The sequence below is a fragment of the Metabacillus fastidiosus NBRC 101226 genome (assembly GCF_001591625.1).
Lineage (GTDB): Bacteria > Bacillota > Bacilli > Bacillales > Bacillaceae > Metabacillus > Metabacillus fastidiosus.
In genome coordinates this window covers 1-15,521 of the sequence record NZ_BCVG01000089.1, presented here as the reverse complement: position 1 = coordinate 15,521, position 15,521 = coordinate 1, and the positions used below count along the sequence as shown (strand labels likewise).

16 protein-coding genes are annotated in these 15,521 nt (G+C 34.7%); 11 read left to right on the top strand and 5 right to left on the bottom strand.

The annotated features are described in order from the left end of the window. The first annotated feature begins 194 nt into the window (after positions 1–194). The 9 genes from BFA01S_RS16840 (at position 195) to wrbA (ending at position 7,425) form a co-directional block, all read left to right on the top strand. Positions 195–1,607 (top strand): SpoVR family protein, encoded by a 1,413-nt coding sequence (locus BFA01S_RS16840; RefSeq protein ID WP_066233302.1) that lies wholly within the window; start codon positions 195–197, stop codon positions 1,605–1,607. A 227-nt stretch (positions 1,608–1,834) separates the two neighbouring features. Then, on the top strand, positions 1,835–2,263 hold the full coding sequence (locus BFA01S_RS16835) for a MarR family winged helix-turn-helix transcriptional regulator (protein ID WP_066233299.1): 429 nt from the start codon (positions 1,835–1,837) through the stop codon (positions 2,261–2,263). Positions 2,264–2,428: 165 nt separating this feature from the next. Beyond that, the gene (locus BFA01S_RS16830) at positions 2,429–3,049 is read left to right on the top strand and encodes a nitroreductase family protein (protein WP_066233296.1); all 621 of its coding nucleotides are present in this window, start codon (positions 2,429–2,431) and stop codon (positions 3,047–3,049) included. Positions 3,050–3,092: 43 nt separating this feature from the next. Then, positions 3,093–4,031 (top strand): ring-cleaving dioxygenase, encoded by a 939-nt coding sequence (locus BFA01S_RS16825; protein WP_066233293.1) that lies wholly within the window; start codon positions 3,093–3,095, stop codon positions 4,029–4,031. A 21-nt stretch (positions 4,032–4,052) separates the two neighbouring features. Beyond that, a complete protein-coding gene (locus BFA01S_RS16820; protein WP_066233291.1) occupies positions 4,053–4,661 on the top strand; it encodes a flavin reductase family protein in 609 nt (202 codons plus the stop codon). A 38-nt stretch (positions 4,662–4,699) separates the two neighbouring features. Beyond that, positions 4,700–5,644, top strand: a complete 945-nt coding sequence (locus BFA01S_RS16815) for a ring-cleaving dioxygenase (RefSeq protein WP_082800047.1) — start codon at positions 4,700–4,702, stop codon at positions 5,642–5,644. Beyond that, a complete protein-coding gene (locus BFA01S_RS16810; RefSeq protein ID WP_066233288.1) occupies positions 5,644–6,246 on the top strand; it encodes an alpha/beta hydrolase in 603 nt (200 codons plus the stop codon). Before BFA01S_RS16815 ends, BFA01S_RS16810 begins: the two co-directional genes overlap by 1 nt. A 42-nt stretch (positions 6,247–6,288) precedes the next feature. Beyond that, positions 6,289–6,717, top strand: coding sequence for a DoxX family protein (locus BFA01S_RS16805; protein WP_066233285.1), 429 nt, complete (start codon positions 6,289–6,291; stop codon positions 6,715–6,717). Positions 6,718–6,813: 96 nt separating this feature from the next. Then, positions 6,814–7,425, top strand: a complete 612-nt coding sequence (gene wrbA, locus BFA01S_RS16800) for an NAD(P)H:quinone oxidoreductase (RefSeq protein ID WP_066233305.1) — start codon at positions 6,814–6,816, stop codon at positions 7,423–7,425. A gap of 111 nt (positions 7,426–7,536) precedes the next feature. Here wrbA and BFA01S_RS16795 read toward each other — a convergent pair whose 3' ends face one another. Together BFA01S_RS16795 and BFA01S_RS16790 are read right to left on the bottom strand one after the other, a co-directional pair. Beyond that, a complete protein-coding gene (locus BFA01S_RS16795; RefSeq protein WP_066233282.1) occupies positions 7,537–8,724 on the bottom strand; it encodes a chromate transporter in 1,188 nt (395 codons plus the stop codon). 262 nt (positions 8,725–8,986) lie between these two features. Further along, positions 8,987–9,397, bottom strand: coding sequence for a hypothetical protein (locus BFA01S_RS16790; RefSeq protein WP_066233279.1), 411 nt, complete (start codon positions 9,395–9,397; stop codon positions 8,987–8,989). A gap of 192 nt (positions 9,398–9,589) precedes the next feature. Between BFA01S_RS16790 and BFA01S_RS16785 the strand changes: the two genes are divergently transcribed. Next, positions 9,590–10,552: a siderophore ABC transporter substrate-binding protein gene (locus BFA01S_RS16785; protein WP_066233277.1), complete on the top strand. Its 963-nt coding sequence runs from the start codon at positions 9,590–9,592 to the stop codon at positions 10,550–10,552. 286 nt (positions 10,553–10,838) lie between these two features. Then, positions 10,839–11,777, top strand: a complete 939-nt coding sequence (locus BFA01S_RS16780) for a magnesium transporter CorA family protein (RefSeq protein ID WP_066233274.1) — start codon at positions 10,839–10,841, stop codon at positions 11,775–11,777. A gap of 42 nt (positions 11,778–11,819) precedes the next feature. Here the strand turns inward: BFA01S_RS16780 and BFA01S_RS16775 are convergent, their stop codons facing one another. The 3 genes from BFA01S_RS16775 to BFA01S_RS16765 form a co-directional block, all read right to left on the bottom strand. Further along, positions 11,820–12,548, bottom strand: a complete 729-nt coding sequence (locus BFA01S_RS16775) for a ZIP family metal transporter (RefSeq protein ID WP_066233272.1) — start codon at positions 12,546–12,548, stop codon at positions 11,820–11,822. 277 nt (positions 12,549–12,825) lie between these two features. Beyond that, complete coding sequence (locus tag BFA01S_RS16770; RefSeq protein ID WP_066233269.1) at positions 12,826–13,689, bottom strand: Cof-type HAD-IIB family hydrolase; 864 nt, start codon at positions 13,687–13,689, stop codon at positions 12,826–12,828. A 114-nt stretch (positions 13,690–13,803) separates the two neighbouring features. Continuing rightward, on the bottom strand, positions 13,804–15,306 hold the full coding sequence (locus BFA01S_RS16765; RefSeq protein ID WP_066233267.1) for a potassium/proton antiporter: 1,503 nt from the start codon (positions 15,304–15,306) through the stop codon (positions 13,804–13,806). Positions 15,307–15,521: the final 215 nt, after the last annotated feature.

Below are 15,521 nucleotides of genomic sequence, written 5' to 3'. Positions count from 1 at the left end.
CACTACCTCGAATTGCTAGAACTTTGAAGGGGGAGTTTTACTGCCCGTTAAGGCTGGGATAAAAGTTGCAAATAAACAGTACTTTTGAAATAAAAGAAGCAGTCCCATTTTAGAAATTGAAGAAACATTCTCATGTTTTTCTCCTTAAGCTCATACATTGTTGTAAAAGCTGTTTCATTTAGGGGGAAAAATAGATGAATGAAGCATATTATAAAGAACTTGAATATGCAATTGAGGAAATAACTGAAATTGCAGAAGGCTTCGGTTTAGACTTTTATCCGATGCGCTATGAAATATGTCCGGCTGATATTATTTATACATTTGGTGCTTATGGGATGCCGACCCGATTTTCACATTGGAGTTTTGGGAAACAATTTCATCGAATGAAGCTTCAGTATGATTTAGGACTTAGTAAGATTTATGAACTTGTTATTAATTCAGACCCTTGTTACGCATTTTTACTTGATACGAATTCATTAATTCAAAATAAACTAATTGTCGCGCACGTTCTTGCACATTGTGATTTCTTTAAAAATAATTGCCGCTTCAGCAATACGAAACGTGAAATGGTAGAAAGTATGGCGGCAACTGCCGAGCGTGTGAAAAATTACGAAATTGAATACGGCAGGGCGGAAGTAGAGACATTTTTGGATGCTGTTCTTTCAATTCAAGAGCATATCGATCCGTCACTTGTCCGGCCAAAATTAGCATGGGATATTGATGATTTAGAGGAAGAGGATGAAGTAAAGCCACTTTCGCCTTATGACGATTTATGGAATCTTGATGAAAAAAATAAAAAGATAGAACGGCCAAAACGGAGAAAGAAAAAATTCCCTCCATCACCAGAAAAGGATATTCTTCTATTTATTCAAGAACATAGCCGTGAATTAGATGATTGGCAGCGTGATATTTTAACGATGATGAGAGAAGAAATGCTTTATTTCTGGCCTCAGCTTGAAACGAAAATTATGAATGAAGGCTGGGCTTCGTATTGGCATCAAAGAATCATCCGTGAAATGGATTTAACGTCAGGCGATGCGATTGAGTTTGCAAAGTTAAATGCAGGAGTCGTACAACCATCAAAGACGAGTATTAACCCATATTATCTTGGCTTGAAAATTTTTGAAGATATTGAGGAACGGTATAATAACCCGACAGAGGAAATGAAGAGACGAGGCGTAAAAGCTAATTCAGGCCGGGAAAAGATGTTTGAAGTTCGGGAAGTAGAATCAGATATATCTTTTATCCGCAACTATTTAACAAAAGATCTTATCATGAGGGAGGATATGTACCTTTTCCAAAAACAGGGCCGTGATTATAAAGTTATTGATAAAGAGTGGGAAAATGTGAGAGATCAATTAATAAATATGAGAGTAAACGGGGGCTTCCCATATATTACTGTCACTGATGGAGATTATATGAAGAACGGGGAATTATATTTAAAACACTGGTATGAAGGGATTGAGCTTGATCTTAAATATTTAGAAAAAGTACTTCCATATGTTTATCAACTCTGGGGTCGTCCAGTTAATATGGAAAGTATGTTAGAAGGAAAGGCAGTTCTATTTTCATATGATGGAAAAACTGTACACAGGAAATATTTATAAGGAACGTAGAAGCATCGGTTTACGTCCGATGCTTTTTGTTATTAAATAAAATGCTAAATAGACTATTTTAGTGAATATGAAATTCGATTCCTTAATATTAAAAAATAAAATGTTATTGACAATGAAAAGGATATGTTTTAATATTATCTCATATTCAAGATATTTTAAATAAAGATTTTTCATTTGGATGATTTTAGTTTGACTTATAGTCATGGGGAGGTGGTTAAATGGCTGGCAAATGCACAAACGAGCCATACTTAATGCTTATGCAAACATCCAGAGTAATTCAGGAACGAATAAGGGATGACATGACTAAAAATAATTTAAGTATTACTGAATTTTCGGTTTTAGAGGTGCTTTTTCATAAAGGAACTCAAACAATACAGCAAATTGGAAAAAGCATATTAATTTCAAGCGGTTCAATGACATATGTTATTGATAAATTAGAACATAAAGGTTTATTAAAAAGAACTGCATGTCCTACAGACCGCCGGGTTATACATGTAATATTAACTGATGCTGGACTTGAATTAATGAAGAAAATTATGCCGAAACATGAAGAGTTTATTGATTACATTTTTGATTCATTAAATACTAGTGAGGCAGAAGCTTTAGTATTACTTTTGAAGAAAATAATTGGAAGAATAGAGAAATAACTTTTTATTGCTTATTTATCTCAATTTCAAGATAATTTGATTGAAATGAATGACAGCTAATATTAAATATATGAATCTAAACGAGCGTTGCTTGTAGCTGATATTTATATATTTTTTATATAATATCTCGAAATAAAGATTCTTTAAATAGAGGAGATTTGTGTGATGACAGATTTTATACAATTAGTAAAAGAAAGACGGTCTGCAAGTAATTTTCTTCCAGGTCAAACTATTAAAAAAGAGGAACTAAATGAAATATTTGAGCTGGTGAAACTTAGTCCATCCGCTTTTAATCTACAGCATACAAATTATATAACAATTATAGACCCGTCTATAAAAGAGAAATTAAGAAAGGCTGCAGATGGACAATATAAAATATCAAGTGCTTCAGCAGTTATACTCGTACTAGGGGATAAAAAGGCATTCCATCAAGCTTCAGAAATTTATGAAGGATTGAAGATGTTAGGAATTATAAATAAACAAGAGTACGATCATATGGTTAATGATACTGTTTCATTCTATGAATCGAGAGGTCAGGAGTTTCAAAGAGATGAAGCGATAAGGAATGCTTCATTATCAGCGATGATGTTTATGATGGCTGCAAAGGAAAAAGGCTGGGATACGTGTCCCATGATTGGTTTTGATGCTGAAGAGGTTAAACATATTTTAAATATAAGTGATCAATACGAGGCAGTTATGATGATTGCAATAGGGAAAGAGAAAGTGGAAAGCAGACAGCCGCGCGGATATCGCAAGCCTGTTATGGAATTTGTCACTTACATGTAGTATCAAAATCTTTATCAAAATTTATAAGTGGGAGTGAAATTGAATGTCTAAAGAAACAATGGGAATTCATCATATTACCGCAATTGTAAGCCATCCACAAGAAAATGTAGATTTTTATGCTGGAGTTTTAGGGCTGCGTTTAGTGAAACAGACGGTCAATTTTGATGATCCAGGTACTTATCATCTTTATTTTGGTAATGAAGGTGGGAAACCGGGAACAATTATTACATTCTTTCCGTGGGCAGGGGCTCGCCAAGGAATTATTGGAGATGGTCAGGTAGGCGTTACTTCATATGCTGTTCCAAAAGGTGCTATGGAATTTTGGGAAAAAAGACTGGGAAAATTCAATATAACTTTTTCTAAAATGGAGCGTTTTGGAGAGTACTATTTACAATTTGACGATCCGCATGGACTCCATTTGGAGATTGTCGAAAGAGAAGAAGGAGAAATAAATACTTGGAGCTTTGGAGAGGTAACACCTGAAGTTGCGATTAAAGGTTTTGGTGGGGCTACTTTATTATCAGCTCAGCCTAAAAAAACAGCTGAATTGTTAGAAAAAGTAATGGGACTTGAACTTATTGGAAAAGAAGGTGACTTTATCCGTTATCGTTCTTCAGCAGACATTGGTAATATAATCGATCTAAAATTAACTCCAGTGGGACGCGGACAAATGGGGGTGGGAACAGTACACCATATTGCATGGCGAGCTATTGATGACAAAGACCAATTGGATTGGAAAGAGTATGTTACAGAGAATGGATATGGCGTCACTCCTGTTCAGGATAGAAACTATTTTAATGCTATTTACTTTAGAGAACATGGAGGCATATTATTCGAAATTGCAACTGATCCACCAGGATTTTCTCACGATGAATCTCAGGAAACAATGGGAGAGAAATTGATGTTGCCTGAACAATATGAACCTCAGAGAAATAAGCTTGAGCAAGTTTTGCTTCCATTTGAGGTTCGGGAATTAGATTAATGGAATGAAAGGAGTGATATCTTGCTTTCGATTGATCCAATAAAAAATACGGAAAGAGAAAATTATAAGTTTTTAATAGGCAGTATCATACCTAGACCGATTGCTTTTGTCACAACACTTTCAAAAGGCGGCGTTTTAAATGGAGCACCATTTAGCTATTTTAATATCGTCTCATCGAATCCGCCGATGATTTCATTATCTATTCAACGAACAGGTGGCAGACAAAAGGATACAGCAAGAAACATTATTGAGTCAAAAGAATTTGTCATCCATGTTGTTGATGAACAAAATGTTGAAAAAATAAATAAAACAGCTGCAAACCTTTCTTCTGATCAAAGTGAGATTGAGTTAGCTGACTTAACTCCAGTAGAAAGTTCAAAAATCTCCGTACCAGGTATAAAAGAAGCAAAAATTCGTATGGAATGTACCTTAGAACGTTCTTTAGAATTGGGAGGCATGGATTCAGCTGGATGTGATCTTATTATAGGGAAAGTTGTTCAATTTCATATTGAAAATGATCTTTATAAAGATGGAAGAATAGATCCCGATGGTTTAGCTGCTGTAAGCCGATTAGCAGGTACTAATTATGCAAAAATTGGTGAGGTTTTTTCTATAGAAAGACCTAAATAATCTTGCAATAGTCGAGTTGCGAAATGGAGGGATGAAAATTGCAAAAAACAGCAGGTATCCATCATATAACAGCAATGGTTAACGATGCCCAAAGAAATATTGATTTTTATACGGGTGTACTTGGGTTAAGACTTGTTAAAAAGACAGTCAATTTCGATCGGCCAGAAGTGTATCATCTCTATTTTGGTAATGAAGGTGGTCAACCTGGAACTGTTATTACATTTTTTCCATGGGAGAAACAGCTAAAGGGTCGAATTGGAACAGGACAAGTCGGAGTTATTAGCTTCATTATTCCGGTGGGATCAATTAAATTTTGGGAACAACGTTTTCAAAAATTCAGCATTGAATTTAGTTCATCTGAACGTTTCGGTGAACGATATTTGAAATTTGATGATCCTGACGGACTCCAACTTGAACTTATAGAACGAAACGAAGGACCAATAAATACTTGGAACTTTAGTGGAATTCAAGGAGAAAATGCGATTAAAGGTTTTGGAGGGGCTACTTTAATTTCAGTACAACCTCATAAAACTGCGAATGTTCTAGAAAATATTTTAGGACTCGAAAATATTGGTCAGGACGAAGGATTTCTCAGATTTAGATCTGAAGGGAATCTTGGAAATATAATTGATATTAAGCTAACTCCTTCAGTTCGTGGGCTAATGGGAGCTGGAACTGTTCACCATATAGCATGGAGAGCAAAGGATGAACAAGATCTTCTAAGATGGAGGTCACTTCTTCAAGAAAAAGAATACTATCCGACTGAAATTCGTGACCGAAACTACTTCGAAGCAGTGTATTTCCATGAAGAAGGAGGTATACTTTTCGAAATTGCGACTGATCCACCAGGATTTTCAGTTGATGAACCTGTTACTGAACTCGGGAATAAACTCATGTTACCATCTTGGTTAGAGTCAAAGCGAAAAGAATTAGAAGAAACCTTACCAACTGTTGAGGTTCGTATTCTGGAGGAGGATAAATGATGAAACATATTTTTAATAAAGGAAAAGATACTACGAAACCAACATTACTATTACTTCATGGTACTGGTGGAAATGAGTTAGACTTGTTACCTCTTGCTGGAAGAATTGATGACACGGCTTCAGTATTAAGTGTTCGTGGAAATGTATTAGAGAATGGAATGCCTAGGTTCTTCCGAAGATTAGCTGAGGGAGTCTTTGATGAAGAAGACCTTATTTTCCGTACGAAAGAATTAAACGAGTTTCTAAATGAGGCAGCAGAAAAGTATAATTTTGACCGGGATAATATTATGGCTATTGGCTACTCAAATGGAGCTAATATTGCGGCAAGTTTGTTATTTCACTATGAAGATGCATTAAGAGGAGCGATTCTTCATCATCCAATGGTACCACGAAGAGGAATTGAACTTCCTGACTTATCGGGGAAATCATTGTTCATTGCAGCAGGAACAAACGATCCAATGTGTCCGCCAGAAGAAGCTGATGAACTGCAATCATTATTAGAGAAAGCAAAGGCAGATGTAAAGCTTCATTGGGAAAATAAAGGGCATCGCTTGACAGCGGAAGAAGTGGAAGCTGCCGCACAGTGGTATCGTAGTTTGTAATAAATTATTATAATAAAATTTTTTTAGAGGGTTAGGCTGAGTATGTTTAAAAATGAATTAGGAGCATTTATTTTACGTATAGCATTAGGAGCATTATTCTTTGTTCATGGTTTAGTGAAATTTCAAGATGGAATTGAAAATACTGTCGGATGGTTTGCAAGTATTGGATTACCAGGTTTCATGGCATATGGTGTGGCACTTACAGAATTAATCGGGGGAATTGCATTAATCATTGGGCTGGCAACTCGACTTGTATCTGCTTTATATACCATTATTATGATTGGGGCAATAGTAAAAGTAAAACTATCTCTTGGGTTATTAGGCAATGGCCAAATGGCAGGGTATGAGTTAGATTTAGCATTTTTAGCTATAGCAATTTATCTTTTTATCAATGGAAGTAAGTTATTATCGGTAAGTCAATTAATTTTTAAAAAGGATTCAAGTGAGTTAACAAAGTCTGTTCAGCAATGAATATATTTTTCAAACAAAAGAGATAATAGGTGGTGTTTAATAATGGGTTTCTTATCAAAATTATTTGGGAATTCATCAATAAAGGAGGAAGAAAAAATGACGAATGTAAAATTAGCAGTGATTTTTTATAGTATGGGTGGAACAAATTATCAATTAGCACAATGGGCTGAAGAAGGAGCAAAAGAAGCTGGGGCAGAAGTTAGAGTATTAAAGGTTCAAGAATTAGCACCAGAATCAACGATTGAGAGAAACGAAGCATGGAAAGCAACTGTTGAAGCAACGAAAGATGTTCCGATTGCGACAGGAGACGATATTGAATGGGCGGACGCAATAATTTTTAGTGTCCCGACTCGCTTTGGTAATATGCCATCACAAATGAAGCAATTCCTTGATATTCAAGGTGGACTATGGGCTACTGGTAAAACAGTGAATAAAGTTGTAAGTGCAATGACTTCTGCACAAAATCCGCATGGAGGCCAGGAAGCTACTCTTTTATCATTATATACTTCAATGATGCATTGGGGTGCGATTATCGCAGCACCTGGTTATACGGATCCAGTTACATTTGGAGCTGGAGGAAATCCGTATGGAACAAGTGTAACTGTAAGCCAAGATGGGAAAATGGTGGATGACGTTCAAGCAGCGGTTAAACATCAGGCTAAACGTACTGTTACAGTTGCAGAGTGGGTAAAAAGAGGAAACCAATAATGAAAAAAGGGCTGATCAAGTATTGTTGATCAGCCCTTTTTTCAAAGAACTGTAAAGTCATTTTAATAAAAATAAAAGCATCGGCTCTTTATAAGCCGGTGCTTTTTAACGTTAAATGAAAATTTCTAAAATGATTCCGCCGATTGCTCCAGTTAATACGATTAACCATGGTGGAAGCTTCCAAAAAACTAACATGCTGAATAAGACAGCTGCGAAAGCAAAATCAATTGGTGTTAAAATAGAGCTCGTCCAAATCGGGTTGTAAAAAGCGGAAATAAGTATTCCGACCACTGCTGCATTCACACCCATTAACGCGCCTTTAATTTTATTATTTTTTCTCAGAGTATCCCAAAATGGCAATGTTCCAAAAATAAGAAGAAATGCTGGAAGAAAGACTGCTGCTGTTGCAATTAGCCCACCTTGCCATCCACTCATTACAGTTCCAAGATATGCTGCGAATGTAAATAAAGGGCCTGGTACTGCTTGCGTTGCACCATAACCTGCTAAAAATGCTTCTTTACTTAGTAATCCTGTTGGAACAAATTCTCTTTCAAGCAGAGGAAGGACGACATGTCCGCCGCCGAACACGAGTGAGCCTGCCCGGTAAAAGCTGTCAAACATGGCAATCCAGCCAAAGGAAGTTATTTCTCTTAATATAGGAAGAAAGATTAATAGTCCGAAAAATAAAATTAAACAGAAAGAAGCAAATGTTTTAGAAATTGGAAAGGAAGATTTTTTAATTTTCTCTTCGTTATGTTCTTTATAAATAAGAAATCCGATAATTCCTGCAAGAAGGATGACTGCAACTTGTGTATAAGCGGTCTGCCATAATAATGTACCGATTAATGCAAATAATGCGATTGTTTTCCGTGGATTATCAGGTGTAAGTTTCTCTGCCATACCGATAATTGCATGTGCAACAATTGCTACTGCTACAAGCTTTAAACCATGAATCCAGCTTGCATCGGTTATATTTAATCCTTGCAAAATAAGCGCAAATATTATTAGCGCAATAACAGACGGCAGTGTAAATCCGATAAATGCTAAAATTCCACCTAAAACTCCTGCCCGCATGACACCAATTCCAATTCCTATCTGACTGCTTGCAGGACCGGGGAGGAATTGACATAATGCAACTAAATCAGCATAGCTTCGTTCATCCATCCATTTCCGTCTTCGAATATATTCTTCATGAAAATATCCTAAATGGGCGATTGGGCCACCGAATGAAGTAAGGCCTAATTTAGTTGATACGAGGAGAATCTCCAGTAAAGATTCAATATTAACTTTTTTGTCCATTTAATACTCCTTTTAAAATAGATGTTATTGAATAAAGTTTAACATGGAATTTTAAAAGGTTTTTAAGTATTTAAAAAGTTCATAAATAATTTACATAGCTTCAGTGATTACATGAAAATTTTGAAATAATAACATATAATGAACCCCCCCATATGTATATTAATTCGTCCACATTTGAAGGTTAAAGTATATTAGTCCTCTCTAACTGTATTTTAATCCGATCATATTTGTTAGAGAGGAAGGAATTTATTTCTCTTGTTTTCTAAATATGGCAGCCTAATGAAAAACCATCGATAGATGAAATTTTCCCCCTCCACCAAATTGGGCAGTTTTGATGAAGTATTTGCCCTGCTGCTGTATGGAATACTGCATCTTTCAAATGGATGAAGTTCGGAGAAAATTCCTCATCCTCACTATCCTCTTTTTCCTTTATATATTCTTCTTTCAACTTTTCAAATTGGTTTGTTAAAATTCTTTGCAACGTCGGATCTTTGATATGCTGGATGGATTGCAAGGCACCGTCAAAATATGTTATTGGATTAATAATAATGCCGGAAATATGGGTGCCGCTAACTGTTAATGTAACTTCAATTTCAATTCCAAGCTCATCTTCATTTATTAAAGATAAAAGCTTGATTAATACTCCGTCATCTATTTGTTGTATTTCTTTCATGGATAGCTTCTCCTCTAATAAATTTTATTCTTATTACTTACTATTATCATTCCCGATTGCACGTTTTTTAAAAAAGAATGATTGAATTTCAAAAAACTTGTTGACAGTGATAATCATTTTCAGTAGAATGAATTTGTTACTTGATAATGATTTTCATTATTTATTACATAAAATATATTAAGAGGTGTAGAAATGAAGAAAGTAGCATTGTTTTTATTAACATGCCTTCTTGTTATCATTGCTGCGGCATGTGGCGCAAATGACAGTTCAAACGGGGCAGAAAAAGGTTCTGAACCGAAAGGTGATAAAAAGGAAGCGGAAGTATTAACAATTAAGCATGAATTAGGAGAAACGAAATTAGAACAAAATCCTAAAAAAGTAGTTGTATTTGATTTTGGTGCACTTGATACATTAGATGCTTTAGGTGTGGAAGTTACTGGTGTTCCTCAAGCGAATATTCCACCATACCTTTCTAAATATGAAGACAAGAAGTATGAAAATGTTGGAAGTTTGAAAGAGCCTGATTTTGAAAAGATTGCTGAAATTGATCCGGACTTAATTTTAATTTCCGGCAGACAGTCTGAATTATATGAAGAATTTACTAAGCTTGCTCCAACTGTTTATGTTGGTGTAGATACTGCGAAGTATATGGAATCATTTAAAACTAATATGGAAGTAATCGGTCAAATTTTTGATAAAGAAGATGTTATTAAAGAAGAATTAGCTAATATTGATAAAGATATCGCAACTGTTAAAGAAAAAGCAGCAGGTGATAAGAAAAGCTTAATCATATTAACAGCTGGCGGTAAAATCAGCGCTTATGGACCAGGTTCAAGATTCGGCGGTATTGTCCATGACGTATTAGGTGTTCCAGCAGTGGAAGAAAAAATTGAAGTATCAACACATGGCCAAAATATTTCTCCAGAATTCATCTCAGAAAAAAATCCGGATTATCTTTTCGTTATTGACCGGGATGCAGCAGTAGGTGAAGGAGAAGGAGCGAAAAAAGTAGTTGAAAATGAGCTTGTAAAAAATACAAACGCATTTAAAAATGAAAAAATTACTTACTTAGATCCAAGCTACTGGTATTTATCTGGCGGCGGACTAGTATCTGTGAAAGAAATGATTAAAGAAGTAAAAGAAGGAATTGAATAAAAGCTTTCGTGATGCTCTCAGTAATCTATACTGGGGGCTTTCCTATTTTTAAAATGTTAAAAATTCGTAAATGTATATATGTTTAAATTGAAATTAGTGTTATTTCATTTATAATCAAATAGTACATTATATTTTTAGCAGAAAAGGAGTTGATATGTTTGAGCAGTTATAGTTCCAATGATCCCGACCCCAAGACCAAGCTGGAGGAAGTCGGTACAATTTTTAATCATATCAACTTTTTAAATGTTGTCCCTTCCTCAATTTAGACATGAGGAGGCAATGAATAATGATCGAATATTTTGTTACAAATGCAGAAATGAAATTGGAAAAGATCGATGGAATTGTCAGAGGATGCTGGATTAATATTGTTTCTCCAACAGAGGAAGAAATTATTCTGATTGGTAAACAACTTAATATCCCGATTGATTTCCTTAAAGATCCCCTCGATGATGAAGAAAGATCAAGAATTGAAAAGGAAGATGATAAAGCATTGATTATCGCCGACTTTCCTTTTATGACACATGATGATGTCGGCTTTCCAATATATGATACAATTCCAATGGGAATGATTATAACGAACGATCATTTTATAACGATTTCCCTTAGAGAAACACCAATTTTAGACGATTTTAAAAACAATCGTATAAGAGGATTTTACACAAATAAGAAAACAAGATTTGCTCTTCAAATTCTTTTCTCCATTTCTTCCTATTATTTAAAATATTTGAAACAAATTAATAAGAAAACAAATGAGATTGAGAGAGAGCTTCATCAGTCAATGAAAAATAAGGAACTGTATTCATTTTTAGCGCTTGAAAAAAGTCTTGTTTATTTTACGACATCGCTAAAGTCGAATAAGGTTGTTTTAGATAAGATGTTAAGACTGAATCATTTGAAGATGTACGAAGAGGATAAAGATTTATTAGATGATGTTATTATTGAAAATACGCAGGCCATTGAAATGGCTGATACGTACAGTTCAATCTTAAGTGGAATGATGGATGCTTTTGCTTCTGTTATTTCTAATAATTTAAACATTGTAATGAAATTTTTAACATCTATTACTCTTATTTTATCTTTCCCAACGATGGTAGCCAGCATTTATGGAATGAATATCGATTTACCATTTCAGAATAGCCCTTATGCATTTTTTATAACAATGGGAATGGCCGTATTTTTATCAAGTTTAACAACAGTTATTTTTTGGAAAAAGAAGTTTTTTTGAACATATTAGAGCCTTGGCATAGTATAACTGCCAAGGCTTTAATTATAATCCATTTACCATAAATAGCATTGTAATAAGACCGAGTATGAAAGCGTATGTGGAAAATCGTTCATTTCCATCTCCATGACTTTCAGGGATTAATTCTTTATAAATAATAAATAACATTGCTCCCGCTGCAAAACTTAAACCATAGGGCACTAGACCGCCAACTTCATTTGCTAAAAAGAACCCGGCAGTACCGGTAACAATTTCGACTGCACCTGTTAAGGTAGCGATTAGTAACGCGGTCCATTTTGAAATATTTTGATTTACGAGGAAAAGGGCGACAAGAAATCCTTCAGGAGCATTTTGCAGTCCGATTGCAAACGCGATTAATCCGCCAAGCTCTGTATTTTCAGCTGCATAGCTTACTCCAACAGATAATCCTTCAGGTAAATTATGCAATGTAATTGCAGCAACGATAAGAAGGGCTTTTTGTTCAATTTTTATCCCATATTTCGTATGTTCAAGGTCAATATGAGGGATATTTTTTTCGAGAAAGTTAAGTACGAATGTTCCGAGTAATAATCCGATTGTCAGAACATATGAATTTGATAAACGTAATGCTTCAGGTATTAAGCTGAAAGTAGATGCTGCCATCATAATTCCGGCTGCATATGCCAGTAAAACATCCCGCCACTTATGTGTAACATCTTTTAAAAAGAGAATCGGAACGGCACCCATTCCAGTTGCCATAGCCGAGAGAGTAATTCCAATCATTGCTTCCTGCATAATTTTAACTCCTTTAATAAATAACTTCTATATATTGTATTGTACACAACAGGTATAAGGACCTAATAATGAAAGTTTTATTTTATTTTATCCTTAAATGAATGAATTGACTATATAATATGGAGGGAAAAATATAGGAAGATATGTGCTATGATATAGTTAGTGAGAAACTATAGGCATATGAAAGAAGAAGGCTGCCTATAAAGAGACAGACTCGGTAATAATTTGGGTTTTAAAGTCTGACCTTTATGAAAGAAGGAAGCCCTGCATAAGAAAATTAAAGATTTAAAACGTATTTTTCAATTGCATAAGCAACACCATGTTCATCATTTGTTAATGTTATAATATCACAAAGTTCTTTAACTTTTGGGTCACCATTTCCCATTGCCACTGATAGTCCCGCTGCCTCCATCATCGGTAAATCATTAAAATTATCACCAATAGCGATTGTATTTTCTAATGGAATGCCGAAATATTTTGCTAATGTTTTTATTCCATTTGATTTATTCCCATTTTTGTCCATGATCTCTATATTTGTTGGTCCAGATGAAGTAAGTGCAACTTCCTCCATTTTTTGAAAAGCAGAAATTAGCTCTTCCTTTGTGCTTTGTATTAAAGTTGGGATAAAAAATTTCTGAACTTTGATATTTTTTAATGATAATAAATCATCAATCTGGTGAAATATTTTAAGTGTATCTGTTTCAATAGGCTCTTCTGTTAGCATTTTATATTCAAATATTGAAACTGTGTCCTTAATTTCTTTATATTGTTGGAAAATTTCAGAAAAACGTTCCGCCCATGCTGCTTCAATAAAGACACCGTAATTTGTGTAGACACGATAAGGGCTTTTAAATTGATCTAATAGTTTTGAAGCGGAAAAAACAGTTTTTTTATCCATAGAAATATTGCTTATTTCCTTCCCGTTAATGATAACGACAGTACCATTACTACCCGCTATTGGACAATCTAAATCAAACTTTGCTGAAAGGGCCGCTATATCTTCAGGAGCACGGCCAGAACAAATTATCACAATATGTCCAGCTTTCTGTGCATGACGGATTGCTTGTATATTTTCTTTAGAAATTTGATAATGTGATGATAATAATGTTCCATCTAAATCGATTGCGATTAATTTCCTCATTGATATCTCCTTTGATGAGTTCTTTTAAATAATATTGTAGCGAGGTTCCAGTCCTTTTATCCAAAGAGCTTCAAATTGAAATTCCTTGGATAAAAAGCTATTTTTCTGCTGGAATTATTCTGAAGTAGCACTTACGAATTCTTCATATTCTTTTCTCTCATTTAAAATAGATAATAAAGTTGTTGTTACTTTTTTATCAGCTAAAATATACAAAATATCACCCTTATGGATAACTGTGTCACCATGAGAAGGAACTAATTTATTGTTCCGAATGATAGCATTAATTAATGCTTGTTCTGGAAAACTTATTTGATCGAGAGGCTTTCCGATTATATGATTATCATTTCCAACTTCGAATTCAATCATTTCTGCATTTGCTTTTCCAATTGAAACAAGTTTCAGCATGTGTGGAGAAGATGCCTTTACTTCACCAGTTAAATGCAATTTCTCAGCAAGAAAGGAAATGGAAGAACCTTGAATAAGAGCTGATGTTAAAACAACGAAAAAGACTATATTGAACATGAGCTGGCTGTTTTCAACACCTGCAATCATTGGAAATGTTGCGAGTACAATTGGAACAGCACCCCGTAAGCCTGCCCAGGATATGAATATTTTATCATTTATCGTAAATTTGAAAAATGATATAGATAAGAATACTGCAATAGGTCTTGCAATAAACATGAGAATAAATGACAGTAAAATGCCTTTCCAAATAATATCCCAACTCATTATTTGAGGAGGGGAAGCTAATAAACCTAAAATAATGAACATAACGATTTGCATCATCCATGCAAGTCCTTCATTAAATCTTATAATGGAATGGCGATATGTTAGTTCCTGATTTCCTATAACGAGTGCTGCTACATAGACAGCAAGGAATCCGCTCGCATTAATTAATGAAGTAAGGCTGTAAGTAAGAATGGCAAGGCTTAGAACAAGTACAGGATATAGACCGCTTGAATCTAAGTTAATTTGATTAATTGATTTAGAGGCGATAAACCCAAAAAGCAGTCCAATTCCTAAACCCAATCCCATTTGCCAGAAAAATGAACCGATTAACATAAGAATATTTGTGTTATCAGAAGTTATTAATTGAATAATGGATATTGTTAGGAAGACAGCCATAGGATCATTTGTCCCTGATTCTGCTTCTAATGTTGAGGATAGTTTATCTTTAATATTTTGCCCGGTCATAACAGAGAATACTGCAGCTGCATCTGTGGAACCAACGATGGCTCCCATTAAAAACGCCTCAAGCCAGTCGATACCAAAGATCAATTTTGCTCCAATCGCAATAATTGAAGTTGTCAAAAGCACACCGATAGTAGCTAAAGTTAAAGAGGGTGCAGCAACTTTTTTTACTGTACTCCATCTTGTTTGCAGACCTCCATCAAATAAAATAATAATCAATGCGATTATCCCGGTTAATTCGGCTAAATGGACATCATCAAAGTGAATAAATCCCAACCCATCGCTACCTATTAACATTCCGATCAGCATGAAAAGCACGAGAGCAGGAATACCGAACCTTAATGAAAGCTTTGTCGTAATGACACCTAAAATAAGAAAAATTCCAAGCAATACAATAAAATAATCAGCGTTAACATGTTCTGTGATAAAAAGCGCCTCCTTATTTTTTTCTTTTACTTTGTGTTAGAAGTTAATTAAAATATTCTTATTTTTGCTTTATACTAAAATTGGACTTTTCAAACATCGTATATTGTAGAAATATAATAAAGAATGAGAATGTCCCAAAAGGGTAAAAAGCAACCCTTTTGGGACATTCTGTTGAAAGGCCCTGTCATGGAAATCCAGTAAAATCAAGGATTTGG